Source organism: Flavobacterium suncheonense GH29-5 = DSM 17707, from assembly GCF_000430025.1.
Classification (GTDB): Bacteria; Bacteroidota; Bacteroidia; order Flavobacteriales; family Flavobacteriaceae; genus Flavobacterium; species Flavobacterium suncheonense.
Genome location: NZ_AUCZ01000008.1, coordinates 54,580 through 79,356 on the forward strand (window position 1 = coordinate 54,580; position 24,777 = coordinate 79,356).

At 42.1% G+C, this 24,777-nt stretch carries 24 protein-coding genes and 1 tRNA gene; 16 read left to right on the plus strand and 9 right to left on the minus strand.

Annotated features, from left to right (window positions below):
• The first annotated feature begins 105 nt into the window (after positions 1-105).
• Entirely contained in the window at positions 106-930 is an 825-nt protein-coding gene (locus tag G498_RS0105505; protein ID WP_026980251.1) for a universal stress protein, read from the plus strand.
• A 49-nt stretch (positions 931-979) separates the two neighbouring features.
• On the opposite strand, the gene G498_RS0105510 is transcribed toward G498_RS0105505, so the two are convergent.
• Positions 980-1,050 (minus strand) — tRNA-Gln (locus tag G498_RS0105510).
• Positions 1,051-1,216: 166 nt separating this feature from the next.
• On the opposite strand from G498_RS0105510, the gene G498_RS0105515 reads away from it, so the two are divergent.
• Together G498_RS0105515 and G498_RS0105520 are read left to right on the plus strand one after the other, a co-directional pair.
• Positions 1,217-4,450 (plus strand): glycosyltransferase family 117 protein, encoded by a 3,234-nt coding sequence (locus G498_RS0105515; RefSeq protein ID WP_026980252.1) that lies wholly within the window; start codon positions 1,217-1,219, stop codon positions 4,448-4,450.
• A 68-nt stretch (positions 4,451-4,518) separates the two neighbouring features.
• Positions 4,519-5,163: a polysaccharide deacetylase family protein gene (locus G498_RS0105520; RefSeq protein ID WP_026980253.1), complete on the plus strand. Its 645-nt coding sequence runs from the start codon at positions 4,519-4,521 to the stop codon at positions 5,161-5,163.
• Here the strand turns inward: G498_RS0105520 and G498_RS0105525 are convergent.
• Together G498_RS0105525 and G498_RS0105530 are read right to left on the minus strand one after the other, a co-directional pair.
• Positions 5,160-5,456, minus strand: coding sequence for a thioredoxin family protein (locus tag G498_RS0105525; RefSeq protein ID WP_026980254.1), 297 nt, complete (start codon positions 5,454-5,456; stop codon positions 5,160-5,162). The genes G498_RS0105520 and G498_RS0105525 overlap by 4 nt on opposite strands.
• A 76-nt stretch (positions 5,457-5,532) precedes the next feature.
• The gene (locus tag G498_RS0105530) at positions 5,533-6,768 is read right to left on the minus strand and encodes a metallophosphoesterase (protein WP_026980255.1); all 1,236 of its coding nucleotides are present in this window, start codon (positions 6,766-6,768) and stop codon (positions 5,533-5,535) included.
• A 148-nt stretch (positions 6,769-6,916) separates the two neighbouring features.
• Here G498_RS0105530 and polA point away from each other — a divergent pair, with 148 nt between their 5' ends.
• The 11 genes from polA (at position 6,917) to G498_RS0105585 (ending at position 17,175) form a co-directional block, all read left to right on the plus strand.
• Positions 6,917-9,760, plus strand: coding sequence for a DNA polymerase I (gene polA, locus G498_RS0105535; protein ID WP_026980256.1), 2,844 nt, complete (start codon positions 6,917-6,919; stop codon positions 9,758-9,760).
• 169 nt (positions 9,761-9,929) lie between these two features.
• Positions 9,930-10,184, plus strand: coding sequence for an autorepressor SdpR family transcription factor (locus G498_RS0105540; protein ID WP_026980257.1), 255 nt, complete (start codon positions 9,930-9,932; stop codon positions 10,182-10,184).
• A gap of 3 nt (positions 10,185-10,187) precedes the next feature.
• Complete coding sequence (locus G498_RS0105545) at positions 10,188-10,832, plus strand: SdpI family protein (protein ID WP_026980258.1); 645 nt, start codon at positions 10,188-10,190, stop codon at positions 10,830-10,832.
• 1 nt (position 10,833) lies between these two features.
• Entirely contained in the window at positions 10,834-12,144 is a 1,311-nt protein-coding gene (locus G498_RS0105550; protein WP_026980259.1) for a serine hydrolase domain-containing protein, read from the plus strand.
• Positions 12,145-12,281: 137 nt separating this feature from the next.
• A complete protein-coding gene (rplM, locus tag G498_RS0105555; protein ID WP_026980260.1) occupies positions 12,282-12,737 on the plus strand; it encodes a 50S ribosomal protein L13 in 456 nt (151 codons plus the stop codon).
• Positions 12,737-13,123, plus strand: a complete 387-nt coding sequence (gene rpsI / locus G498_RS0105560; protein ID WP_026980261.1) for a 30S ribosomal protein S9 — start codon at positions 12,737-12,739, stop codon at positions 13,121-13,123. Before rplM ends, rpsI begins: the two co-directional genes overlap by 1 nt.
• A gap of 138 nt (positions 13,124-13,261) precedes the next feature.
• Complete coding sequence (gene rpsB / locus G498_RS0105565; RefSeq protein ID WP_026980262.1) at positions 13,262-14,026, plus strand: 30S ribosomal protein S2; 765 nt, start codon at positions 13,262-13,264, stop codon at positions 14,024-14,026.
• Positions 14,027-14,141: 115 nt separating this feature from the next.
• Entirely contained in the window at positions 14,142-14,963 is an 822-nt protein-coding gene (tsf, locus tag G498_RS0105570; RefSeq protein ID WP_026980263.1) for a translation elongation factor Ts, read from the plus strand.
• A 92-nt stretch (positions 14,964-15,055) separates the two neighbouring features.
• Positions 15,056-15,724, plus strand: coding sequence for a queuosine precursor transporter (locus G498_RS0105575; RefSeq protein WP_026980264.1), 669 nt, complete (start codon positions 15,056-15,058; stop codon positions 15,722-15,724).
• Entirely contained in the window at positions 15,714-16,274 is a 561-nt protein-coding gene (locus tag G498_RS0105580; RefSeq protein WP_026980265.1) for a DNA-3-methyladenine glycosylase I, read from the plus strand. Before G498_RS0105575 ends, G498_RS0105580 begins: the two co-directional genes overlap by 11 nt.
• A gap of 145 nt (positions 16,275-16,419) precedes the next feature.
• Entirely contained in the window at positions 16,420-17,175 is a 756-nt protein-coding gene (locus G498_RS0105585; RefSeq protein WP_026980266.1) for a YoaK family protein, read from the plus strand.
• 21 nt (positions 17,176-17,196) lie between these two features.
• Here the strand turns inward: G498_RS0105585 and aat are convergent, their stop codons facing one another.
• From aat to G498_RS0105600, 3 genes are all read right to left on the minus strand, one after another.
• A complete protein-coding gene (aat, locus tag G498_RS0105590; protein ID WP_026980267.1) occupies positions 17,197-17,841 on the minus strand; it encodes a leucyl/phenylalanyl-tRNA--protein transferase in 645 nt (214 codons plus the stop codon).
• Between the two features lie 339 nt (positions 17,842-18,180).
• Positions 18,181-18,558, minus strand: a complete 378-nt coding sequence (locus tag G498_RS0105595) for a DUF3127 domain-containing protein (protein WP_026980268.1) — start codon at positions 18,556-18,558, stop codon at positions 18,181-18,183.
• 5 nt (positions 18,559-18,563) lie between these two features.
• Positions 18,564-19,439, minus strand: coding sequence for a flavin reductase family protein (locus G498_RS0105600; RefSeq protein ID WP_026980269.1), 876 nt, complete (start codon positions 19,437-19,439; stop codon positions 18,564-18,566).
• A 217-nt stretch (positions 19,440-19,656) separates the two neighbouring features.
• Between G498_RS0105600 and G498_RS0105605 the strand changes: the two genes are divergently transcribed.
• Entirely contained in the window at positions 19,657-20,811 is a 1,155-nt protein-coding gene (locus tag G498_RS0105605) for a sensor histidine kinase (protein WP_026980270.1), read from the plus strand.
• Positions 20,812-20,903: 92 nt separating this feature from the next.
• Here G498_RS0105605 and G498_RS0105610 read toward each other — a convergent pair whose 3' ends face one another.
• Positions 20,904-21,293 (minus strand): HIT family protein, encoded by a 390-nt coding sequence (locus tag G498_RS0105610; protein ID WP_026980271.1) that lies wholly within the window; start codon positions 21,291-21,293, stop codon positions 20,904-20,906.
• A 30-nt stretch (positions 21,294-21,323) separates the two neighbouring features.
• Complete coding sequence (gene greA, locus G498_RS0105615; protein WP_026980272.1) at positions 21,324-21,800, minus strand: transcription elongation factor GreA; 477 nt, start codon at positions 21,798-21,800, stop codon at positions 21,324-21,326.
• Between the two features lie 162 nt (positions 21,801-21,962).
• Here greA and G498_RS0105620 point away from each other — a divergent pair, with 162 nt between their 5' ends.
• Positions 21,963-22,388 (plus strand): Rieske (2Fe-2S) protein, encoded by a 426-nt coding sequence (locus tag G498_RS0105620; protein ID WP_026980273.1) that lies wholly within the window; start codon positions 21,963-21,965, stop codon positions 22,386-22,388.
• A gap of 57 nt (positions 22,389-22,445) precedes the next feature.
• Here the strand turns inward: G498_RS0105620 and G498_RS0105625 are convergent, their stop codons facing one another.
• A complete protein-coding gene (locus G498_RS0105625; protein ID WP_026980274.1) occupies positions 22,446-24,602 on the minus strand; it encodes a TonB-dependent receptor in 2,157 nt (718 codons plus the stop codon).
• Positions 24,603-24,777 lie beyond the last annotated feature (175 nt).

The window sequence follows — 24,777 nt, forward strand, 5'->3', positions numbered from 1 at the left end:
AAATATACGACTTTTTTTAAATTTTAAAAAACATTGTGAATTGTAAATTAAATTATTACCTTTATAAAAAGATTTTTTAACACTATTTTCCCACACTTTACTATTATGAAAAAAATTTTAGTACCTACCGATTTTTCAAAACACGCCGAATACGCACTTAAAGTTGCTGCTCAAATCGCCAAAAAAAACAACGGTGAAATATACGTTCTTCACATGCTTGAACTACCTCATGAAGCCAACGATCCGTTTCATCAGGGGCACGACATTCCCGAAATCATGTATTTCAAAAAGAGAGCCGAAGAAAAACTGGACGACTTAACCAAAGCACCTTACCTTGACGGAATAGACGTATCTGAAATCATCAAAATTGAAGGTACTTTTGAGGGCATCATGGACATCAGCAAAAAAAACGATATCGATTTAATTGTTATGGGTTCTCACGGTGCTAGCGGTTTCAAAGAAATGATTATCGGTTCCAATACTGAAAAAGTTGTACGAACTTCAGAAATTCCGGTTTTGGTCATCAAAAAAGAAATGGACACATTTGCCGTAAACAAATTCGTTTTCGCTTCTGATTTTTCTGACGAAGTTAAAGGAACGTTCTCCAAAGCCGTTGAATTTTCAAATAAATTCGGAGCACATCTGCATTTGGTTTCCATCAACACGCCGAACAACTTTAAATCTACTGCTGTTGCGGAAAAAATCATGTCCGATTTTATCGGAAACTTCCAAATCGACAACTACTCTACCCATATTTACAACGATGTAAACGTGGAAAAAGGAATCTTAAATTTTGCCAACAGCATCGATGCCGACCTTATCGGAATGAGCACACACGGCAGAAGAGGCTTAGCGCATTTCTTTAACGGAAGCATTAGCGAGGATTTGGTAAATCACGCCGTTCGCCCGGTAGTTACTTTTAAAATCTAAACAATTAAATAAGTATAAAAAAAGCCCCGAGAATTTCGGGGCTTTTTTGTTGGTCCACTAGGACTCGAACCTAGAATGACTGAACCAAAATCAGTAGTGTTACCATTACACCATGGACCATTAAACCTGCGCTCATTGCTGATTGCGGGTGCAAATGTAATACATATTTTTTTCAATCCAAATTTTTAGATAAAAAAATATTAAAAAAAAGTTTTGTGCGTTTCTATATACAAAAAAAGAGTTTCTTTGTAGTAGAATTTAAAAGACCTAACCGATAGAACGTTGTATGATAACATTCGACTTTAAAAAATGGAACACGCTTTTAGGCTGGATTTCCTTTGTTATTGCTTTATTAACTTACTCCCTTACCGTGGAACCCACCTTAAGTTTCTGGGATTGTGGTGAATACATCGCCACTTCTGCCAAACTGGAAGTTGGCCACCCGCCCGGAGCACCTTTGTTCCAGATGATTGGCGCCTTCTTCTCCATGTTTGCGGTGAGTCCGGACAAAATTGCCCTGATGGTTAACATGATGTCAGTTTTCTCCAGTGCGTTTACCATTTTATTTATGTTTTGGTCGGGTACGATTCTGCTTAAAAAAATCGTTGCTTCTTTTACAGAACTGAACAACAATAACAGTATTGCCATTTTAGGCGCTTCTTTTGTCGGTGCTTTAGCTTTTACTTTTTCCGATAGTTTCTGGTTTAATGCGGTGGAAGCGGAAGTATATTCCATGGCTACCTTATTTATTGCCATTTTGTTTTGGCTGGGACTGCGCTGGGAAGAAGACATGCACAAACCTAAAGGAAACCGCTGGTTACTCCTGATTTCCCTGATGATTGGACTTTCTTTCGGTGTTCACTTCATGGCTTTGCTAACCATTCCGTCTATCGGATTACTGTACTATTTTAAGAACTACGAAAAAATAACCCTTAAGAACTTTATTATTGCCAACATCCTGATGGTAGCCGTTCTGTTCTTTTTCTTTAAATTCCTTTTACCTTACACGCTTGGTTTCTTCGGGAAAACAGAAATATTCATGGTAAACAGTTTAGGGTTGCCTTTTAATTCCGGAACCATTTTCGCTTTTCTTTTAATTATCGCTTTTTTCCATTTCGGATTAAAGTACACCAAGAAAAACGACAAACCGTTTTGGAATACCGTATTATTGTGCATCTTGTTCGTCTTGATAGGATTTTCCACCTGGTTAATGCTTCCCATTCGCGCCAACGCTAATGTCGTTATCAACGAAAACAAACCTTCCGATGCAGCCGAGGTGTTGGCTTATTACAACCGCGAACAGTATGGAGAGCAAAAAACCTTTTACGGTCCTTTATTTTCCGAAACCTATGCAGGCTTAGACTCAGTTAACCCATATTTGGATGACAAGCCTAACTACGAAAGAGACTATAAAACCGGACGCTACGTTATTGTAAACAATTACAAAAACGCCAAAAGCAACAGTGACGACAACCACAAAGGAATCCTTCCGAGAATGTGGAGCACCGATCATGCAGTAAACTACATGACGTTTACCCAACCGCTGAATTTTAAGATCGACCCGAATGCTTTCATCGACGAAAACGGTGAAACCATGGAAGACGAAATGAGTCAGATGACTGAAATCGTTTCCGAATTCCGCGCGGCCTATGCGGCAGGAAAAATTGATCTGGAAGGCTATGACAAATTCTTAAAAGGCTACAGCGATTACCTAATCGTGGAAAAACCGTCCTTTGCCGACAACATGAAATTCATGTTCGAGTATCAGTTCGGCTATATGTACTGGCGCTATCTGCTTTGGAATTTCGTGGGCCGCCAAAACGATGTTCAGGGAAAATACGATACACAAAACGGCAACTGGCTGAGCGGCATCAACTTTATTGACAGTGCACACTTAGGCACGCAAAAGAACCTGCCTCCGGATGTTGCCAAGAACAAAGCCCGAAACACGTACTATTTCCTTCCTTTTATTTTAGGTGTCTTGGGAATTGTTTTCCACGCATCAAAAGACAAGAAAAGCTTTTATATCTTGTTGGTATTGTTCCTGTTTAACAGCTTTGCCTTAAAAATTTTCTTGAACGAACGACCGTTTGAACCGAGGGAAAGAGATTACGCTGTAGTAGGTTCTTTCTACGTATTCGCGATTTGGATTGCCGTTGGCGTTTATGCGCTTTACGACGCCATTCAGAAATATCTACAGCCGAAAGTAGCCGGCCCTGTAGTGATCGCCGCTTCCATGTTGGCTGCACCGCTGCTGATGGCCAAAGAAAACTGGGACGATCATGACCGTTCCGGAAAATATACTGCCATTGCCATGGCAAAAGCCTATCTGGATTCCTGCGAACCAAATGCCATTCTCTTTACCATTGGTGATAACGATACGTTTCCACTTTGGTATGCGCAGGAAATTGAAGGACACCGAACCGATGTTCGCATTGTGTGCACAAGCCTTTTTGCAACCGATTGGTACATTGATCAGATGAAAGCCAAAGCTTACAAATCTGATCCAGTTCCGATTCGTTTTACACACGATCAGTACGTGGGCGGTAAACGCGATTTTGTCATTTACAAAAAATTAACCGAGGACGGTATGTTATTGGAAGACCTGATGCAATTTATAGCTTCTGATGACGAAAGAACTACGGTTGAAATGCGCAACGGACACAAAGTACATTTTTATCCGTCTGACAAAATCAGAATTCCGGTGGATAAAAACGCTGTGATTAAAAACAAAGTGGTTTCGCCGCATTTAAACGATTCCATTGTTTCCAATATTGACATTGACTTAAAAGGTAGTCCTATTTACATCAACCGACTAATGATGCTGGACATCGTAGCCAATAACAACTGGAAGCGTCCAATCTATTTTACGGGAGGCGCATTCGCAGATGAAGATTTCATCTGGATGAAAGATTACCTGCAACTGGACGGTTTGGCATACAAACTGGTTCCGATTAAAACACCTATAGGCAAACAGGCAAGTCCGCTGGATATGGGTCATATCGATACTGAAAAAATGTACAACATTGTAACCAAATGGGATTGGGGCAACAGCGGCAACCCGGAGATTTATCACGACCCCGAAACCCGTAAAAACAGCATTACCTACCGAACCAATCTGGCTCGTTTGATGGAAGCCCTGATTAACGAAGGCAAAAACGAAAAAGCTAAAAAAATCATCGAAATAGCCATGACCAACATGCCTATTGATTATTTTGGTTATTACAGTTTTGTAGAGCCTTTTGCAGCCGGTTATTATGAAATCGGGGAAAAAGCAAAAGCGCGTGACATTTTAACCCAACTGATGAAAAAGTATCAGGATAACTTAACCTATTACGCCGGTATGAAACCTGCAGAACAAAATGATGTCTATATGGATATTGTTACTGATATAGAGCGGTACCGCAGTTTGTTGCAAGTTATGAAAGACCGGGAAGATCTGGAGTTTTACAATCAGAACAAAGTCAAATTCAACAATTACAACAAATTGTTTGAACGCTTTGGCAGGGATATGGAATAATTAACTTTACGGATAATTTTAAATAGGGCTTTTAGAGTTTATAACTTTGAAAGCCTTATTTTTATGGTATGAATTTCTACTGGATTAAAACCAACAGCATCGTTAAAAAGATTTTTTCCAATCAGGTTTGGGACATTCCCAATACCGGCAATAAAATATACCTGACTTTTGACGACGGCCCCACACCCAAAATTACCGAATGGGTGTTATCCGTACTAAAAGCACACCACATCAAAGCCACCTTTTTCTGCATCGGCGACAACATCCGAAAACATCCTGAAATTTTCAGAAAAGTACTTGCAGAAGGTCATTCCATTGGCAACCACACCTACAATCATTTGCAGGGCTGGATGACTTCAGACAAAAGCTATCTCGACAACACACTCTCCTGTGATGAAATCCTGCAACAAGAAACAACAGACATACCACAACCAAGGCTTTTCAGGCCGCCTTACGGAAAAATAAGGTTGAGCCAGTCCTCAAAATTGCGGAAATCAGGCTATAAAATTATCATGTGGGATGTGCTGAGCGCCGATTTTGACACCACCATTTCAAAAGAAAAATGTCTGGAAAATGTAGTTCAAAATACTACACAGGGAAGCATTATCGTATTTCACGACAGCCAAAAAGCATTCAAAAACCTCGAATACGCGCTGCCAAGAGCCATAGAAATTTTAAAAGAAAAAGGATTTCGGTTCGAAAAAATCGGTTAAGCGTTTTCCTGAACCAAGGTAATTAATGTGTTGGCATCCAATTCGCCGGATTGTCTCCAAACCATTTGACCAGCCTTGTAAATCATAAGAGTCGGCAACCCTTTTATACGCAGCGCTTCGGCCAATTCCTGGTTTTTGTCTACATCAATTTTAATCACTTTGGCCTTATCGCCTAACGCCGCTGCCACATCGCGGATTACAGGATGCATGGACACGGAAGATTCGTTCCAGTCGGTATAAAAGTCTATTAACACCGGCACCTGCGCATTGATAAGTTCTCCAAATTTTGACATAATCGAGGATTTAAAAGTTAAATTATAAACCAGCTTTCGTCATGAAACAGTATACAAATATAATATTTTTGCGCATTTATGCTACTCTTTCACCTTTTTTTAGTTGAATAACCGTAATTTCCGGCCAAATACCAACCCTTCCCGGATAGGCATGAAAGCCAAAACCACGGTTTACATAGATATAACGCCCCATATTCTCATACAGTCCTGCCCAATATTTGTAAACATACTGCACTGGACTCCATTTGATAACCCCGGGAATCTCAATCCCGAACTGCAGGCCGTGGGTATGGCCCGACAAGGTCAGATGGTAATTGTTCTCATGGTGCTGTACTTCGGCATCCCAGTGCGAGGGATCGTGGCTCATCAGAATCTTGAAATCTTCCTTTTTTACTCCTTCCGAGGCTTTGGCCAAATCACCCGCCTGTTTGAATTTCACGCCCCAGTTTTCTACCCCTATCAATGCGATTTCGTCGGCGCCGTTTTTCAGCTTGACGTTCTCATTCAACAACAATTTGAAATCAATCTGACGGTGTAAATCCTTAATGGCATTGAAATTATCCTCTTTGTCTTTCTTGTAATCCCAGTCAACATATTCGCCATAATCGTGATTCCCTAAAATCGAGTACTTTCCGAATTTCGGTGTTTCAATTTTCTTAAACGTTTCGATCCACGGGTGCATTTCCGTGGCATGCGTGTTCACGATATCGCCCGTAAAAAGAATGATGTCGGATTTTTGCGCATTGATCAAATCGATGGCATACGCAATTTTTTCAGGATTGTCGAAACTCCCGCTGTGTACATCCGAAAACTGGGTGATGGTCATCCCGTCGAAACTCTCGGGCAAATCCGGAAAGAATAAGGTCTGACGGATTACTTTAAAGTTGTATTTCCCTTTCGTCATGCCGTACAACAGCGAAGTAAACGGAATGGCCGCGATTCCCAAAGCTATCTGACTGATAAATTTTCTTCTTTCGGGAATGGCTTCTTTTATGCTGTCAGACTGAGTAAAATAGTTAAGTATAGTGGCAAACATCCGGAAAACATCTTCGCTGAGCAATATCACCGCCATCAATAACTTCGGCACCAGCATCAGTAAAAACAAACCTATGGTAAAAAGGGATTGTGCGTTCTGCCCCACCTTGCGGTCGAACTGACTGAATCCGTACAAAATATACGCAAAAGCCATAAGGCTTAGCACCTGATACACTATCAGAATCCAGCGCTCACGGGTAATGGTTTTTATCGCCTGGTACGCATACAGTTCCACCAAAAGCAGAATCACTCCTATAAAAACTAAACGCATGGTCATAATTTGTTTTTGATAAGCAAAGTAACGAAGAATGAAACGTTTAGCAGCTGTTTCTTAAATTAAATTTAACCAAACCACGGATTTGCTTTCGAACTTTTAGCATAATCTTTCCACTTTGCGTATTTTTACGTGCTAAATTTTTCGAAACATGTCACAAAAACGCCTTTTTCTTTTAGATGCTTACGCCCTGATTTTCCGCGGCTATTACGCTTTCATCAAAAATCCGAGAATCAATTCCAAAGGGATGGACACTTCGGCCATTTTGGGCTTTATGAATTCTTTGATTGATGTCATCAAACGCGAAAAACCGGATCATTTGGCTGTAGCCTTCGACAAAGGAGGAAGTGTTTTCAGAAGTGAAATGTTCGAAGCCTATAAAGCCAACCGTGACGAAACACCGGAAGCCATCAAAATAGCCGTTCCGTACATACAAGAATTTCTGAGCGCGATGCACATTCCGATTATCGAGCAAGCGGGTTATGAAGCCGACGATTTAATCGGAACCTTAGCGAAACAAGCCGAAAAACAAGGCTATCAGGTTTTTATGGTAACGCCGGATAAGGATTTTGCCCAATTGGTTTCCGACAATATTTTCATTTACCGGCCGGCGCGTTTGGGGAACGACGTCGAAATCTGGGGCGTTCCGGAAGTGCTGGAAAAATTTGAAATTCAGGATCCGTTGCAGGTGATTGATTTTCTGGGGATGATGGGCGATGCGGTCGACAATATACCGGGTTTACCGGGCGTGGGTGAAAAAACCGCCAAAAAACTATTAGCCGAATTCGGTTCGATGGAAAATCTTCTGGCCAATACCGACAAACTGAAAGGCGCGTTAAAAGAAAAAATCGAAGCCAACAAAGAACAGGGAATTTTATCCAAAAAACTGGCCACCATTTTACTGGATTGTCCGGTAACGTTTGACGAAACCGACTACGAACTCTCCAAACCCGATGTAGAAAAAACCGATGCGCTGTTTATGGAACTCGAATTCCGTCAGCTGAAGACCCAATTCGACAAATTGTTCGGCAGCGGGAAAGAATACGATGAAATCGACACCAGCAACGGCAATGGCGAATCCGCACCGAAAACCACCAAAAAAGCTTCAAAAAACGAAGACCAATTCTCTTTGTTTGAAACCGGTGACAGTGAAGCCGAAGCCGGTCATCACAGCTATTACAATACGTTAGAAAATACGCCGCACCATTACGAAGTAAGCCAGGGAAATTTGGGTGTAAAATTATTACTTCAGACACTTTTACAGCAGAAAGAAGTCTGTTTCGACACGGAAACCACCGGAATCGACGCCAACAACGCCGAATTGGTCGGGATGTCGTTTTCATTTGAAAAAGGGAAAGCCTTTTACGTTCCGGTTCCGGAAAATCGCGACGAAGCGCAGGAACTGGTGGACAAATTCAAACCGTTTTTCGAAAATGAAGAAATCGTCAAAATCGGACAGAACATCAAATACGATTTAAAAATACTGGCGAATTACGGGATTTCCGTCAAAGGAAAACTCTTCGACACCATGATTGCGCATTACTTAATCAATCCCGACATGCGTCATAACATGGACGTTTTGGCGGAAACCTATCTGAAATATTCGCCGAAATCCATCGAAACACTCATCGGCAAAAAAGGCAAAAACCAAAAATCGATGCGCGACGTAGCTTTGGAAGACATTAAAGAATACGCTGCGGAAGATGCCGATATCACACTTCAGTTAAAAGAAGTATTCGAACCGAAACTAGACAGTGCCGGCACCAAAAAATTATTCGAGGAAATCGAAATCCCGCTGATTCAGGTGTTGGCCGACATGGAACGCGAAGGCATCCGCCTGGATGTGGACTATCTGAAAGATATGGCCAAAGATATGGATGTGGAAATCAAGGCGCTGGAAGAAAAAATATACGAAACGGCCGGCGAGAAATTCAACCTGGCTTCCCCAAAACAATTAGGTGATATTTTATTTGAAAAACTAAAAATCGGCGGCGCCAAACAAAAGAAAACCAAAACCGGACAGTATGCTACCGGCGAAGAAGTGTTGAGTTATCTGGCCAACGAACACGAAATCGTACAACAAATCCTCGACTGGCGCCAGATGGTGAAACTGCAAAGCACCTACATCATTTCCTTGCCGGAACAGGTGGACCCAAAAACCAACCGCGTGCACACCGATTACATGCAGACTGTTGCCGCCACCGGACGTTTAAGTTCGAACAATCCGAATTTACAGAACATCCCGATTCGTACCGAAAGAGGCCGATTAATTCGAAAAGCTTTTATTGCCCGAGATGAAAATTACACCTTACTCTCTGCCGATTACTCTCAAATTGAATTGCGCGTGATTGCGGCGATGAGCGGCGAAGAAAACATGATTAAAGCCTTCCAGAACGGGGAAGACATTCACAGAAGTACGGCTGCGAAAGTATTTCACGTAGCTCCTGAAGAGGTAACCAAAGAACAACGAAGCAATGCCAAAACCGTGAACTTCGGTATCATTTACGGGGTTTCCGCATTCGGACTGAGCAACCAAACCGATTTGTCCCGAAGCGAAAGTGCCGCCCTGATTGATGCATATTACAACACTTATCCGCGTTTGCGCGCCTACATTCAGGAGCAGATTGCGTTTGCCCGAAATCACGGGTATGTGCAGACGGTTTCGGGACGGCGTCGTTATCTGAAAGACATCAATTCGGCCAATGCCGTGGTGCGTGGTGCTGCGGAGCGCAATGCCGTGAATGCACCGATTCAGGGAAGTGCGGCGGATATCATCAAAATAGCCATGATTAACATCCACAAAAAACTGACGTCGGAAAACTGGCAATCCAAAATGCTGTTGCAGGTACACGATGAACTCGTGTTCGACGTTCACAATTCGGAACTGGAAAAAATCAAACCGATGATCAAACACGAAATGGAAAACGCTTTTAAACTGGCGGTTCCGTTAGAAGTGGATTTGGGCACCGGAAGAGATTGGCTGGAAGCGCATTAATTTAGTTGGCAGCAAACCGCAAACTGTTATTTCGACAAAAGGGGAAATCCCATAAATAGTTAAATTACAATTAATAAACCCGACAATTTAAAACTTGTCGGGTTTAATTTTTATATCCTTTTTTGGAAATTTAAAATAATATTTAGATATTTGTCTAAATATTTAAACAATGAATGCGATTTTCAAAGCTTTAAACGACGAAACCCGCCGCGAAATCCTGGAATTATTGCGCCAAAGAGATATGACCGCCGGTGAAATTGCCGAAGCGTTTCAAATTTCAAAGCCGAGCATTTCTCATCACCTCGACATTTTAAAGCGTGCCGATCTGGTGACTTCGGAGAAAAAGGGCCAATTCATCCTATACTCGTTAAACACGACTATAGTAGATGATATCCTGAAATGGATTATTAACCTTAAAAAATAATATATGGAAAAGTTCAAAAAAGAATTGCCGTATTTAGCCATCAGCCTGATTCCTTTCGCGTATCTGGCCTACATCTGGCCTTCGCTGCCGCAAAAAGTACCCATGCACTGGAATGCTTCGGGAGAAATTGACCGTTGGGGCGATAAATCCGAAACGATTCTGCTTCCGGTTTTGATGACCGGTATTGTCTATCTGCTTTTTCTGATCATCCCTAAAATAGATCCCAAAGGAAAATTAGAAAACATGGGGAACAAACTCAACCATTTCCGGCTTATCCTGACCGGTTTCATGAGCATACTGTGTCTTTACATTTTATACAGCATCAAAACCGTTAATGGCGATCCCAGAATGCTCTTCCCGATTTTAGGCCTGCTTTTCGCTTTTTTGGGCAATTACATGAAAACCATGAAACCAAATTATTTCATAGGATTCCGAACACCCTGGACCCTTGAAAACGAAGAAGTCTGGAAAAAAACCCATAAATTTGGCGGACTGTTATGGTTTATCGGCGGCTTGTTGATTACGCTCACTTTTCTGGTAAGCGAAAAAATACAATTGTATACTTTTATTGCCATTACCGTCGTTATTACCCTCATCCCTGTAGTGTATTCTTATCTTGAATTTCAGAAACTAAAAAACAAGAATTGATATGATTAAAAAGATTGTACTCTGTTTACTTGTATTGTCCTGCATCGGTAGCACCGCTCAGGAAAAAACCCGCTTCCGCAAAATTGACAGCTTGCTTACCTACCTGAACAGCAACAACAAATTCATGGGGCAGTTGAGCATCCGCGAAGGCGACAATGTGGTCTTCTCCAAAGCGTACGGATTGCCGCAAAGTCAGTCAAAACCGGACGGCTACACCAAATATAAAATCGGATCGGTAACCAAAACCTTTACAGCGGTGATGATTGTGCAGTTAGTGGAAGAAAAACGTCTGAAATTAGAAGACAAACTTTCAAAATTTTATCCGCAGATTCCAAATGCCGACAAAATTACCATAAACGATTTATTGCGCCACCGTTCGGGAATCCTGGATTATGTCAATGCCGATTCTACCGTTAACATGATGGCCAAGGTGAGCAAAAAGGAGATGATTGCCAAAATCGCTGCCTATCCGTCCGTTTTCGAGCCGAATTCCAAAGCGGAATACAGCAATTCCAATTATTACCTGTTGGGCTGCATCATTGAAGACCTGACCAAGGTAAGTTACGCCACCAATCTGAAGAACAGAATTACCAACCGTCTGAAATTAAAGAACACGTATATGGTGGACAAAGTAGACGTTAACCGCAACGAATCCTACTCCTATATATATGATGGTTCGAAGTGGAATCTTTTCCCGGAATGGGACATGTCGCTTCCTTTTGCAGCCGGAGGAATTACCTCAAACGCCAATGATCTGACGGCTTTTATGCGCGGTTTGTTCAACGGAAAACTACTGAAACAATCGTCTTCTCTGGAAGAAATGACGAAGTTAAACCAGAGTTACGGCATCGGATTAGTGACGTTTCCTTTTGGCGAGCGCAAATTTTACGGACACACTGGCGGGATTGAAGGCTACAAATCTGTAGTTGGGTATTATCCGACAGAAAAATTAGGGATTAGCTTAATTGTAAACGGCGACAATTTCAACCGCAACGATATCATGATCGGTATTCTGAGCATTTATTACAAAATGCCGTTTCCGTTCCCGAATCTGACTTCTTTAAAGGTGGATGAAAACATACTGAAAAATTATGTCGGGGTTTACGCATCAAAAGACCTTCCGCTGAAAATTACCGTAAAAATCGAAAAAGGTGAACTGATAGCGCAGGCCACCGGACAAAGTGCCTTTCCGCTAAACGCCATCAGCGATACGGAATTTACCTTCGATTCGGCCGGCCTGAACATGATTTTCGGCGAAAAAACCCTACTGTTAAAACAGGGCGGAATGGAATTTAAGTTCGTCAAAGAGTAGTTTTTCATCAGGCAATCAACCACTTGACTGAAAATCAGTATACAAAATATTATTTCAAGAGTTTGCATTGTAAAGAAATAATTGTACTTTTGCACTCCCTTAATTGGGAATGGAATGTTTAATTTAAATAAAAAAACGTGGACAATTTAAGCTACAAGACAGTATCAGCGAACAAAGCTACTGCAGACAAACAGTGGATTGTTGTAGACGCTGAAGGTCATAACTTAGGACGTTTTGCTTCAAAAGTAGCCATGCTATTAAGAGGTAAATACAAGCCAAGTTATACCCCGCATGTGGACTGTGGAGATAACGTAATCGTTATTAACGCAGAGAAAATCAACCTAACCGGTAACAAGTTGGAGGATAAAACATATATCCGTCACACAGGCTACCCAGGTGGACAAAGAAGCTTGACTGCTAAAGTAATGCAACAGAAAAACCCTGCATTATTGGTAGAAAAAGCTGTAAAAGGAATGCTTCCTAAAAACAAATTAGGAGCCGAGTTATTCCGTAATTTGAGTGTAAATGTTGGTTCTGAGCACAAACACGCTGCTCAACAGCCAAAAACTGTAAACTTAAACGATCTTAAGTAATGGGAGTTATTCACAAAATCGGTAGAAGAAAATGTGCAGTAGCACGTGTTTATGTTACTGAAGGTACAGGAAACATTACCGTAAACAAAAAAGATTTCGCAACGTACTTCCCAACTGCTACATTACAGTACAAAGTTATGCAACCTCTTTCCATGACTGAGAACGCAGGTAACTTCGACGTAAAAGTTAATGTATACGGTGGTGGTACTACAGGACAGGCTGAGGCTGTTCGTATGGCTATCGCAAGAGCAATGTGTGAAGTAGAAGCGGAAAACAGAAGCATCTTAAAACCAGAAGGACTTTTAACACGTGACCCTCGTATGGTGGAGCGTAAGAAATTCGGTCAGAAGAAAGCTCGTAAGAGATTCCAGTTCTCTAAACGTTAATATTTATTATTATTTAAAAACACTAAGTTTTTGTTGCTCTCCCATTGAGGTGGGAATTAGTTTAGCATCTAAATGGTTAAGACCTGAGAAATCGCTACTTAATCATTGCTAATTCAACAGAACGTAAACTATTACAAAATGGCAAACAAAGTAGAAGTTAAAGAATTACTAGAAGCAGGTGTTCACTTCGGACACATGACTAGAAAATGGGATCCAAACATGGCTCCTTACATCTATATGGAGCGTAATGGTATTCACATTATCAATCTGTATAAAACTGCAGCTAAAATCGAAGAAGCTAACGAAGCTTTGAAAAAAATCGCTGCATCCGGTAGAAAAGTACTTTTCGTAGCTACCAAAAAACAAGCAAAAGATATCGTTGCAGAAAAAGCTGCAGCAGCAAACATGCCATACATCACTGAAAGATGGCCAGGTGGTATGCTGACTAACTTCGTTACGATCCGTAAAGCTGTTAAAAAAATGGCTTCTATCGATAAAATGAAGAAAGACGGTACTTTCGATACTTTATCTAAAAAAGAAAAATTACAAATTGATCGTCTACGTGCTAAGTTAGAGAAAAACTTAGGTTCAATTGCAGACATGACCCGCCTTCCGGCTGCGTTATTCGTTGTAGATATCAAAGCAGAACACATCGCTGTTAAAGAAGCACAAAAGTTAAACATTCCAGTTTTCGCTATGGTTGATACCAACTCTGATCCACGTCAGGTTGATTTCGTGATCCCGGCAAACGACGATGCTTCTAAATCGATCGAAAAAGTTTTATCTTTAGTATCGGGCGCTATCATTGAAGGACTTTCTGACAGAAAATCTGACAAAGACGAGCAACCGGCTGGAGAAGCAGCAGAAGCAAAAGCAGAAGCTACTACTTCAACTGAAGAATAATAAAAATCATTTAAAGATTGAAGGATTTAAAGATTAAAAAATTACTGATACTTAATTGGTAATTGCTTTTAATCCCAAAATCTTTCAATCTTTTAATCTTTAAATTAAAAACATTATGGCAACAATTACTGCTGCAGACGTAAATAAATTAAGACAAGTTACAGGTGCCGGAATGATGGACTGTAAAAAAGCTTTAGTAGAAGCTGACGGTGATTTCGACAAAGCTATCGAAATCTTACGTAAAAAAGGACAAAAAGTAGCCGCTAACCGTTCCGACAGAGAATCTACGGAAGGTGCTGCTATCGCTGCTGTAAACGCTGATAAAACTGCAGGTGTGGTAATCACCTTAAACTGTGAGACTGACTTCGTAGGTAAAAATGAAGGTTTCGTAAAATTAGCTACAGATTTAGCTAACCAAGCCTTAAACTATACAGACAAAGATTCTTTCTTAGCCTCTGATTTCAACGGAATGACTGTTGCTGAGAAATTAATCGAGCAAACAGGTGTTATCGGTGAGAAAATCGAAATCGGTTCTTTCGAGCGTTTAGAAGGCGCTTTCGTTGGTTCTTATGTTCACTCTGGAAAAATCGCAACTTTGGTTGCATTATCGGCTAACGTTGCCGGTGCTGAAGAAGCAGCTAAAAACGTAGCAATGCAGGCAGCAGCCATGAACCCAATCGCTTTAGACGAGGCAGGTGTTGACGCTTCTATCATCGAGAAAGAAGTGGAAATTGCAAAAGAGCAATTGCGTGCAGAAGGAAAACCGGAAGCTATGTTAGACAACATCGCTAAAGGTAAAATCCAACGTTTCTACAAAGACAACACTTTGGTGAACCAGGATTACATCAAAGACGGTTCTATGAACGTTGCTTCGTATGTAAAATCAGTAGATGCCGGTTTAACGGTTACAGGTTTCAAACGTGTTGCTTTAGGATAATCCAATCCAACCCTCTTATACAAAACCCCGGTCGGAAGATTGGGGTTTTTTTATTCTCCGAAATGCCGTACATTTGATTTTAAACCACTTTTATGTTTCAAACGAAGAAAGACATCGTTTACATTGTTTTAGCCGGGATTTTCATCACCAATGCCATAGTAGCGGAATTAACCGGCGGCAAACTCATCGAGATTGGCCCGTTCATCATGAGCATCGGGATTTTACCCTGGCCAATCGTATTCATCACAACAGACATTATCAACGAACATTTCGGGCGCGACGGCGTAAAAAAACTTTCCTTCATTACCGCCGGACTCATCGCCTATTGCATCCTGATTTTGTTTGTGGGCACCAAAATACCGGCCTTTGAAACGGGAGAAACGGTCAACGACGAGCAGTTTTACGCCGTTTTTGGTCAAGGCTTGTTCATCATGGTAGCGAGTATCGTTGCCTTTTTGGTTTCCCAACTAATCGACGTTAGCATCTTCTGGTTTTTACGGAACAAAACGGGCAAAAAGATGATTTGGCTCCGAAGCACGGGCTCTACCATCATTTCCCAGTTAATCGACAGTTTCATAGTTTCCGGAATCGCATTTTGGCTGACCGGAAAGATTACTACGAGCCAATACGTGAACATGTCGTTCACCGGCTATACGTTCAAATTGATTTTAGCCGTGGTGCTAACGCCGCTCATCTACCTTGGCCACTATCTGATTGAACGCTATCTAAATGAACCAACACCTGAAACCCATGGACACTAAAATACGCTGCGCCTGGTGCGAAAAAGACGATTTGTACCGCAATTACCACGATACCGAATGGGGCATTCCCGTATACGACGACCAGAAAATCTTTGAATTCCTGACGTTGGAAACCTTTCAGGCCGGCTTAAGCTGGTATACCGTTTTGGCCAAGCGCGAAAACTTCCGCAAAGCTTTTGACAGTTTCGACTATCAAAAAGTAGCCAACTATTCCGAAGAAAAAATCGAACTTTTAAAACAAGATGCCGGCATCATCCGCAACGGATTAAAGATTAAAGCCGCCGTGACGAATGCTAACGCTTTCATGCAAGTGCAGCAGGAATTCGGCACTTTCTCCGATTACATTTGGGGATTTGTAGGCGGCAAACCGATTGACAACTGCTGCCAAACCTTAAAAGACATTCCCGCCACTTCCGAAATCTCCGATAAGCTCAGCAAAGATTTAAAAAAGCGCGGATTCAAGTTCGTAGGTTCCACCGTGGTGTACGCGCACATGCAGGCAACCGGCATGGTAAACGATCATGTGGCAGACTGCTGGACGAGGAAATAACGGAATGCTGGCCGACAGGTTTTACAACAGCACAGGCTTTACCCTGAACGCATTTTGCCTGCCACTTTTTCGGAAGGAAAGCCATCCCAAGTGATTTTTTTAGTACTTTTATACAAGGAAAAAGTCCTGAAATCTTCCCGAAACCATGTTTAGACATCAAGGCAAAAACCGAACCTTTAGACATAACCTGCGTTTAGCTTCCAACCTGTCCTTGGTAGCCGGAATTGTAAACAGTGTGGGCGTTTTGGCCATCAGCACCTTAACCACCAATGTAACGGGCCATTTTGCTTATTTTTCGGAAGAAATGATTACGGGACAATTTGCCAAAGCCGTACCGTATCTGCTTTATATTTTCTTTTTCTTTTTAGGGGCTTTTGTTTCCAATTTTTGCATTGAAACTGCCGCTTTCAGGAAAAAGAAATACATTCACACCACGCCCATGCTACTGGAAATCTCGTTGCTTATTGCCGTGGGATTATGGAGCTACTGGAATTTTACGGAAGACATCAACAACAACCATATCGCTTATTTTCTTTTGTTTGCCATGGGAATACAGAATGCTTTGGTAACCAAAATTTCTCAGTCGACCGTTCGCACCACGCACCTTACCGGACTTTTTACTGATTTAGGCATTGAAACCTCGCAATTCCTGTTCTACCGCAACCATCCGGATGCCGGAAAACTGAGAAAGAACATTTTTCTGAAACTTTCGATTATCGTTTTCTTTTTTACCGGCTGTATTTCCGGCACGATGCTGTTTTATCGGATTGGGCTTAAAACCTTGTTGGTGGCTGCTCTGCTGATTTCCATCGCCTTAACCATGGACAACCTTATCTTTTATTACAATTTCACCCGAAGAAGGCTGAAACGAAAGTACACGGCAAAACATACAAAAAGCTAAAAAACTGAATAACGCCCATACTTACTCCTCCCGATGGTTTAAGATTGTCATAAAGGCGTCGCGTTCGATTTCCACGCAGCCTAAACTTTCCAGATGTTCGTTGTACACCTGACAATCCAAAAGAAGATAGTTGTTTTTTTTGAGGCATTCAACAAGATGGATAAAAGCGACTTTACTCGCGTTGGACACTTTGGAAAACATGCTTTCCCCGCAGAAAATAGAGCCTAAATCGACGCCGTACAAACCGCCTACCAGTTCGCCGTTTTGCCAGACCTCAACGGATTTGGCGTGACCGAGCTCGTGCAGTTTGACATAAGCCGCTATCATGTCGTCGGTAATCCAGGTGCCGTGTTGGCCTTCGCGTTTTACGGATTGGCAATTGGCAATCACCGCTTTAAAAGCCTGATTGAAGGTAACTTTAAAAATTCCGCGGTTGAGGATGTTCCGCATGCTTTTGGACACTTTCAAATCGTCTAAAAATAAAACCATGCGCCAGTCGGGTGCCCACCAGGTGATGGGTTCACCGTCTTCAAACCAGGGAAAAATGCCGGAATGGTAGGCCAAGAGCAAACGCTCCGTAGACAAATCGCCGCCCACGGCCAGAATCCCCGAGGGATGCGTCTCGGAAACGGGTGGAAACCAGAGTTCCTCATTTAATAAATGGATTTTTTTGGCCACGAGTTACATTAATTTTCACGAAGTAAAGAAACATAGGAGTCGTTTAGAAAGTTTAAACCCGATAAGTCATCTAAGCAAATCTTTCAATCTTTCAATCTTTCAATCTTTCAATCTTTCAATCTTTCAATCTTTCAATCTTTCAATAAAAAGTTTACAAAAATGCGAAAAGCCGCTCCAATAGCCCCGATGGGAGCAACTACCTTGTAGTGCGGACAGCGGGAACAGGGTTTCCAAAAACACCCAAGCCCTTCGCTCCAACAAAAAAAGCCAGAAATTCAAATTACTCTAAATTCCTGACTTCTAAATTCTGACTTCTAAATTCTAAATTTAGAACGGTAAATCGTCGTGCTCTTCTTCGTTGAAGTTCGTAGCCGGTTCAAACGCCTGACTCGCTGGCATAGGCGGCATTTGTGGTGCTGCAGGAGCTTCTGCCTGCATTTTCTCGATTCTCCAGCCTACAATCGTATTAAAATATTTGGTTTCGCCCTGTGGACTTACCCACTCTCTTCCACGTAAATTAATGGAAACTTTTACAGCTTCTCCAACTTGGTAGTTATTTAACAAATCGGTTTTATCCTGATGAAATTCAATCATAATCATCTGCGGATATTGCTCTTCCGTAGTTACTACCAATTCTCTCTTTTTAAACGAAGCACTTACTTGTTGCGCTGCGTTGATCACTTTAATTTTTCCTGTAACTTCCATACTGTTTACTGTTTTGCTAGAAGGACCTTCCAGGCGGTGGCCACTTCGTTGTTGTCTAAATGTTCTTTGGCTTTTATGAATTGTTTTTCGATGTCGTCGGCGCTTAAAACGGCTTTAATGGCGAAATCTTCTTTTACAAATATAGCAATTTCTTCGTCGGTTGGTAAGGCCTCCACATTTCCTAATTTGCCTAAGTCGTTTCCGTCGAAAATAGGGCTTTCTTTTACAAAATCCGGAATGGCGTCTACCCCGATTCCTAAAGTCGTGAGTGGTTTTTCCACCTCGAATAATCCTTGATTCGCTCTGGAATACCAATTGCCTCCCATACGCGCCACCAAATCGATTTTGTGCTGGTCGATGGTACCGTTGGCGTCTAAAATTTCCTCGCTGATGTGGAGTTTTACCACTTCGCAGATGATTAAATTTCCCGCACCGCCTTCGGTTCCCAACGCGATGATTTCGTTCACTTTGCATTCGAACTGTACCGGGCTTTCGGCTACACGGAACGGTTTTACGATATCCGAAGGCAACATGGTCAGTCCGGCTTTGATAAATTCGTTTACCCCATCGGCATATTCGGTACTGGATAACGAGGCCTGTTGCACGATGTCGTAATTCACCACATTGATGACTACTTCTTTAGTTTTTTCCGCATTGATTAACGTATGCTTAACCGTATTGTCACGAACTCTTCGTGCCGGCGAAAAAACCAGAATCGGCGGATTGGAGCTGAACACGTTGAAAAAACTGAACGGCGATAAATTCGGGTTGCCGTTTTCGTCTAACGTACTGGCAAAGGCTATCGGTCGCGGGCCAATCGCGCCTTGCAGATACGCTTGTAATTTTACCGGAGTTACCTCTTTCGGATTAACACTGATCATGTGGCATTAAATTTTGACAAAGATACTTTTTTGGAGTGAACCTTTGCAATTTTTGGGAGCATTTTCCAGCTATCCGCTATATCTTTTACGGGTGACTTCGAGGACCTCAGCCACCCATAAAAGGATGCCGCTGCTATCTGGGCTAAAAATAAACTTTGGGTATCCCGAGAAACTTAGTAACTTAGCTACTTAGGAACTCAGCTACTCAGAATCAACTATGAATTTTTCTTCCGACAGACGTAATCTCATCCGCTGGATTATTATACTTGCCGCATTCAACTTACTGGTACTGATCCTTTGGAATACCTATACGTTTTTCCAGACATTCAAAAACGAGGAGCGCCTGAAAATGGAACTTTGGGCCGCCGCATCCAAAACCCTGAACAATGCCGATGAAAACACCGATGTGGAATTACCGCTCCAGATTTTAAGCACCAACACCACCATTCCCATTATCCAGACCACCGAAAACGACAGCATTTTAGGGATGACCAACGTGGATGAAGAAATCACCCTGGACAAACACAAAACCCTGATGTTCCTCAACAAACTGAAATCCGAAAATCAACCTATTGCAATGGATATCGGCGGAAAAAAGCATTTGTACTACTACGGCAACTCCTCACTGATTACCAAACTGAAGTATTATCCGATTGCTCTTGTTCTGATTGCTTTGTTTTTCAGCGGGATGATTTTTAATTTTTACCGCGCGAGCAAAATGGCGACACAGAATCGTCTTTGGGCCGGGATGGCTAAGGAAACCGCACACCAAATCGGCACGCCGTTGTCTTCTTTAATCGGTTGGCTGGAAATCCTGAAATCGGAAAATGTGGAGGAAAGTACCGTGGCGGAAATCGAAAAAGACATCAACCGCCTGCAGACGATTACCGATCGTTTTTCCAAAATCGGTTCTGAACCAGTATTGGAAAACCGCGATTTAGTTCAGGAAACCGAACAGTCGTTTGAGTATCTGAAATCGAGAACTTCAAAACAGGTGGAATTCAGTTTTTCGGCTCCGCAGCATCCGATTTACATCAAACTGAATCCGGTACTGCACAGCTGGACCATCGAAAATCTGGTAAAAAACGCCATTGACGCCATGAAAGGAAAAGGAAAACTGGCCGTACACATCGAAGAAACCGACCGTTTTGTAAAAATCAAGGTGAGCGATACGGGCAGCGGCATTCCCAAAAACCAATTCCAAAGTGTGTTTGAACCCGGCTTTACCACCAAAAAACGCGGTTGGGGCTTAGGGCTTTCGCTAACCAAACGAATTGTGGAAGAATACCACGACGGCCGTATTAAAGTGGCGCATTCTGAAATAGGAAAAGGGACTACGATGCAGGTTACGTTTAAAAAGCAAACGGTTTAGTATTCCGTTGTGCCTGAAATAAAAACGCAGATTCGGGATTTCTGTTCTGATAATCTGCGAATCTGCGGTGAAACCGTAAAAATGGTTGTCTTTTATAAATTTCCGGCTATTGCCTGCGCCAGATTTTCAAATTCTTCCTGAGTAAGACTTGTTTTTCGTTCGAAACGCATATCGTCCATATCCTGCAACGGAATTAAATGCACGTGTACGTGCGGTACTTCCAATCCGACAACTGCTACTCCAATGCGTTTGCAGGCCACCGTTTTTTCCAATGCTTTGGCTACGGTTCGGGAAAATTTCATCAAAGCCAAATAATGGTCTTCCTCCATATCGAAAATCTTATTGATTTCCTGCTTCGGCACACACAATGTATGTCCTTTGGCATTCGGATTCACGTCCAGAAACGCAATAAAATTCTCGTCTTCCGCTACTTTATAACACGGAATTTCACCGTTGATGATTCTTGTGAAGATAGAAGCCATAACCGTTATCGTTTTAAGTTTCTTTTTGAATTAGTCGCGTGAAATCTCAAGGATTTCGAATTTCAAAACCCCGTTAGGCACATTGATTTCGGCTATTTCGCCAACACTTTTACCCAACAGCCCTTTACCAATAGGCGAGGTTACCGAAATTTTACCGGATTTTAAATCGGCTTCGCTTTCGGCTACCAGGGTGTATTTCAACTCCATCCCATTGGCCTGGTTTTTAATTTTAACCGTAGAAAGCACCAATACTTTGGAAACATCCAATTGCGATTCGTCTATCAGACGGGCATTGGCTACCAAATCTTCCATTTTGGAGATTTTCATTTCCAGCAAACCCTGGGCTTCTTTGGCGGCATCGTATTCGGCATTTTCGGATAAATCGCCTTTATCTCTGGCTTCCGCAATCGCTTCAGACGCTTTTGGTCGTTCTACATTTTTTAAGTATTCTAACTCTTCCTTCAGTTTTTTTAACCCTTCCGCAGTGTAATACGATACTGTACTCATAATTTTACCGTTTTTCTATAAATAGAAAGAATCCCATCGAAACGGGATTCTTTACAAAATACTATTGTTTTTTATTAAATTCGCTTTTCAGATGCACGGATGCATTCGTCAAAGTTAAATAATTTAATTTTGTTTGTCAATTTCTTTTACAAAAATATTACCATGAAAAAATTTTTAATGGTTACGCTTTTCGGGATGCTTTCAGCCTGTAACAAAGACGATGGCATGGTCAACGATAACAATCCTTACCTGCCGAGTTATTCCGTAAACAAAACCATCAATCTAGGATGGCCGTCCTACAGTAATTTGCAGTTTGCTGGGAATTCTGTTTTTATTTCGGGTGCAGATGCCGGTATTCGCGGCATTATCGTGTTCAACACCGGCAGTGGCTTTACTGCTTTTGACGCTGCCTGTCCTAATCAGGCTTTGAGCAGTTGTTCCACCATGCAGATTAACGGGGCCATGGCGGTTTGCCCTTGCGACGATAAGCAATACAGTTTGTTTTACGGCACTTCACAAGGTATGCCTTATCCAATGCGCCGTTACAATGTGGAAGTAAACGGCAACAGCCTTACCATATTCAATTAAAAATCCCTGCCGGAAGTTCCGAACAGGGATTTTTGGCATTTATATTAACTAAACATTCTAAAATCTAAGGGTAGCGCCAATCAGGAAATTTATTCCTGCCTGCGGAAAATACCCGGCGCCTTCCAATGTGGTCACACTTCCCGGATTAGACCAGTCATCGTCGTAGGTGTAAAAATACCCGTTGGATTCGTATTCCTCGTTAAGGATATTGTTTACCAAACCGGAAAAAACGATTGATTTTATTCCTTTATTGATACTCCATTCGTAGTTCACATTGAAATCGGAAACGGTATAGGCTTTTAAAACCGATTTTTCCGAATCAATATTCCCCATATACTGCTTGCCAACATATTTGCTGAGTAACGCAAGGTTCAGGTTTTTAACCGGCACAAACACCAGGGCATTGGCTGCAACGACATTTGGAGAAAAGGCGATGTTCGTATTACCTAAGTTCTGCAACACGCCGTCCCGCTGAAAATAAAAATCCACGTTTTTGTTCTGACTGACAGTCACATTGGGACGTACCAGTACTTTATCCGTAATTTTTACAGTGGCTTCGGCTTCCAAACCGAAACGGTAACTGTCGCCGCTGTTGGTAAATATCGGAGAACCCACATCGTTTAACGCGCCGGTCATCACTAACTGATTTTTATACAGCATATAAAAGGAATTGGCTGACACATTAAGTTTTTCAGATGCGTATTTCCAACCTAATTCCCCGTCATACAAGCGTTCCGGTTTGCTGCTGCCGTTTTCATAGTCGTCCCGACGCGGTTCTTTGTTGGCAATACCGGCATAAATGTAAAAGGAATGCTTAGGATTCAGCTGATAAGTCATCCCGGCTTTCGGATTGAAAAACCGGAACGTATCGTTCACCTCGTCAAACTTTACACTGTTGGCCTGATAAAAAACCATACGGTACTGCAAATCCGCAAAGAAACTGAACTTCCCTACTCCCTGCGAGGCCTTTGCAAAGAAATTTACATCGTCCTTGTTTCCGATATTGTTGTAATAGCGGTTATTCTCCGGAAGGTAATATTGCGTCCAGACCACTTCCCCGAAATGTTTTCCCAAATAACGGTTGGCGGCACCTCCGAAAATCACATCGGTCTTGTCTTTATGATAATTCATGTTAAAGGTCGCCCCGAAAAAATCATTATCCAGCCAGCGTTTGCGGACCAAATCGGTAGTGGTATTGCCTTCAAAGTCACTTAAATAATAATCGGCAAAAGATTGGTCTTCTTTGTATTGTTCAAAATAGCCTTTTCCGATGGTGTAATGCAACGCCGTGTTGGTTTGCCAATGCGAGGCAATTTTCTGATTCCAGTGCAACTGAAAATGGTTTTGGGTGTAGTTGTCGGTTTCGTTGTCGTAAAAGTGCATTTCCCCGTTAGCATCGAAGTACATTCCGGCTGCGTTGAAGGTGCGGTCGTTCTTCAGCTTGTCTAAGTCTTCAATTCCGTACCAGGCCTGATAGGTTTTTTCTTTTCCGCCAAAGACGATGGCTTTAATCGTCGTTTTTTCCGAAATGTAATTGGCATTAAAAAAATAACCAAACAAATCGCTGGAAGCCCTGTCGATATATCCGTCCGAATGGATGTTGGAAAGGCGGGCATTGATTTCGAAGTTATCGTGCAGCCCTGTTCCAAAAGCCAGCGTATGTTTTCGGGAATTAAAACTCCCTACGGCATTCGCGATTTCGGCATAGGCTTTTTCCTGAAAAGATTTGGTTTGCAGGTTCAGACTGGCGCCAAAAGCACCGGCTCCGTTGGTTGACGTTCCGACTCCTCTTTGCAGCTGGGCACTTTCCAGAGAGGACGCAAAATCCGGCAGGTTAACAAAAAAAGTTCCCTGACTTTCACTGTCGTTAAACGGAACACCGTTTAAGGTTACATTGATCCGGGAACCGTCTGCCCCACGCACGCGCATGTATGTGTACCCGATTCCGGCTCCGGCATCTGTTGTGGTAACCACCGAAGGCAGATAATTCAGTAAAACCGGAATGTCCTGCCCTAAATTTCTGGGCGCGATTTCTTCCTTGGAAACATTGGTAAAGGTGATGGGACTTTTCTCTTTGGCGCGAACCGCCGAAACCAACACTTCATCAATACGGTTCACTTTTACCGTATCCTGTGTTGTCTTCTCCTGTGAAAAAACGGCAACCGATGCTTGTAAACAGGTCATTACAGCTACGGTTTTGAATAAAGTTTTCATTCGTAAAAAAGTTACGAATAAAAGGGGCAATTATTCTTGATTAAAAAAAAATAATGAAACGCAATGACCATAACAGCGTGCACTCTGTTAAAGTGTCATCTCTCCCTAAACAGCATTACCTGTTCCAGGTTCGTTGGGTATGATCTCAGCTCGTTATTTGGAGCACCCCTTTGAG

Coding starts and splice junctions, on each gene's coding strand:
- G498_RS0105505 (WP_026980251.1), top strand. CDS start 106: ATGAAAAAAATTTTAGTACCTACCGATTTTTCAAAACACGCCGAATAC.
- G498_RS0105515 (WP_026980252.1), top strand. CDS start 1,217: ATGATAACATTCGACTTTAAAAAATGGAACACGCTTTTAGGCTGGATT.
- G498_RS0105520 (WP_026980253.1), top strand. CDS start 4,519: ATGAATTTCTACTGGATTAAAACCAACAGCATCGTTAAAAAGATTTTT.
- G498_RS0105525 (WP_026980254.1), bottom strand. CDS start 5,456: ATGTCAAAATTTGGAGAACTTATCAATGCGCAGGTGCCGGTGTTAATA.
- G498_RS0105530 (WP_026980255.1), bottom strand. CDS start 6,768: ATGACCATGCGTTTAGTTTTTATAGGAGTGATTCTGCTTTTGGTGGAA.
- polA (WP_026980256.1), top strand. CDS start 6,917: ATGTCACAAAAACGCCTTTTTCTTTTAGATGCTTACGCCCTGATTTTC.
- G498_RS0105540 (WP_026980257.1), top strand. CDS start 9,930: ATGAATGCGATTTTCAAAGCTTTAAACGACGAAACCCGCCGCGAAATC.
- G498_RS0105545 (WP_026980258.1), top strand. CDS start 10,188: ATGGAAAAGTTCAAAAAAGAATTGCCGTATTTAGCCATCAGCCTGATT.
- G498_RS0105550 (WP_026980259.1), top strand. CDS start 10,834: ATGATTAAAAAGATTGTACTCTGTTTACTTGTATTGTCCTGCATCGGT.
- rpsI (WP_026980261.1), top strand. CDS start 12,737: ATGGGAGTTATTCACAAAATCGGTAGAAGAAAATGTGCAGTAGCACGT.
- rpsB (WP_026980262.1), top strand. CDS start 13,262: ATGGCAAACAAAGTAGAAGTTAAAGAATTACTAGAAGCAGGTGTTCAC.
- tsf (WP_026980263.1), top strand. CDS start 14,142: ATGGCAACAATTACTGCTGCAGACGTAAATAAATTAAGACAAGTTACA.
- G498_RS0105575 (WP_026980264.1), top strand. CDS start 15,056: ATGTTTCAAACGAAGAAAGACATCGTTTACATTGTTTTAGCCGGGATT.
- G498_RS0105580 (WP_026980265.1), top strand. CDS start 15,714: ATGGACACTAAAATACGCTGCGCCTGGTGCGAAAAAGACGATTTGTAC.
- G498_RS0105585 (WP_026980266.1), top strand. CDS start 16,420: ATGTTTAGACATCAAGGCAAAAACCGAACCTTTAGACATAACCTGCGT.
- G498_RS0105595 (WP_026980268.1), bottom strand. CDS start 18,558: ATGGAAGTTACAGGAAAAATTAAAGTGATCAACGCAGCGCAACAAGTA.
- G498_RS0105600 (WP_026980269.1), bottom strand. CDS start 19,439: ATGATCAGTGTTAATCCGAAAGAGGTAACTCCGGTAAAATTACAAGCG.
- G498_RS0105605 (WP_026980270.1), top strand. CDS start 19,657: ATGAATTTTTCTTCCGACAGACGTAATCTCATCCGCTGGATTATTATA.
- G498_RS0105610 (WP_026980271.1), bottom strand. CDS start 21,293: ATGGCTTCTATCTTCACAAGAATCATCAACGGTGAAATTCCGTGTTAT.
- greA (WP_026980272.1), bottom strand. CDS start 21,800: ATGAGTACAGTATCGTATTACACTGCGGAAGGGTTAAAAAAACTGAAG.
- G498_RS0105620 (WP_026980273.1), top strand. CDS start 21,963: ATGAAAAAATTTTTAATGGTTACGCTTTTCGGGATGCTTTCAGCCTGT.
- G498_RS0105625 (WP_026980274.1), bottom strand. CDS start 24,602: ATGAAAACTTTATTCAAAACCGTAGCTGTAATGACCTGTTTACAAGCA.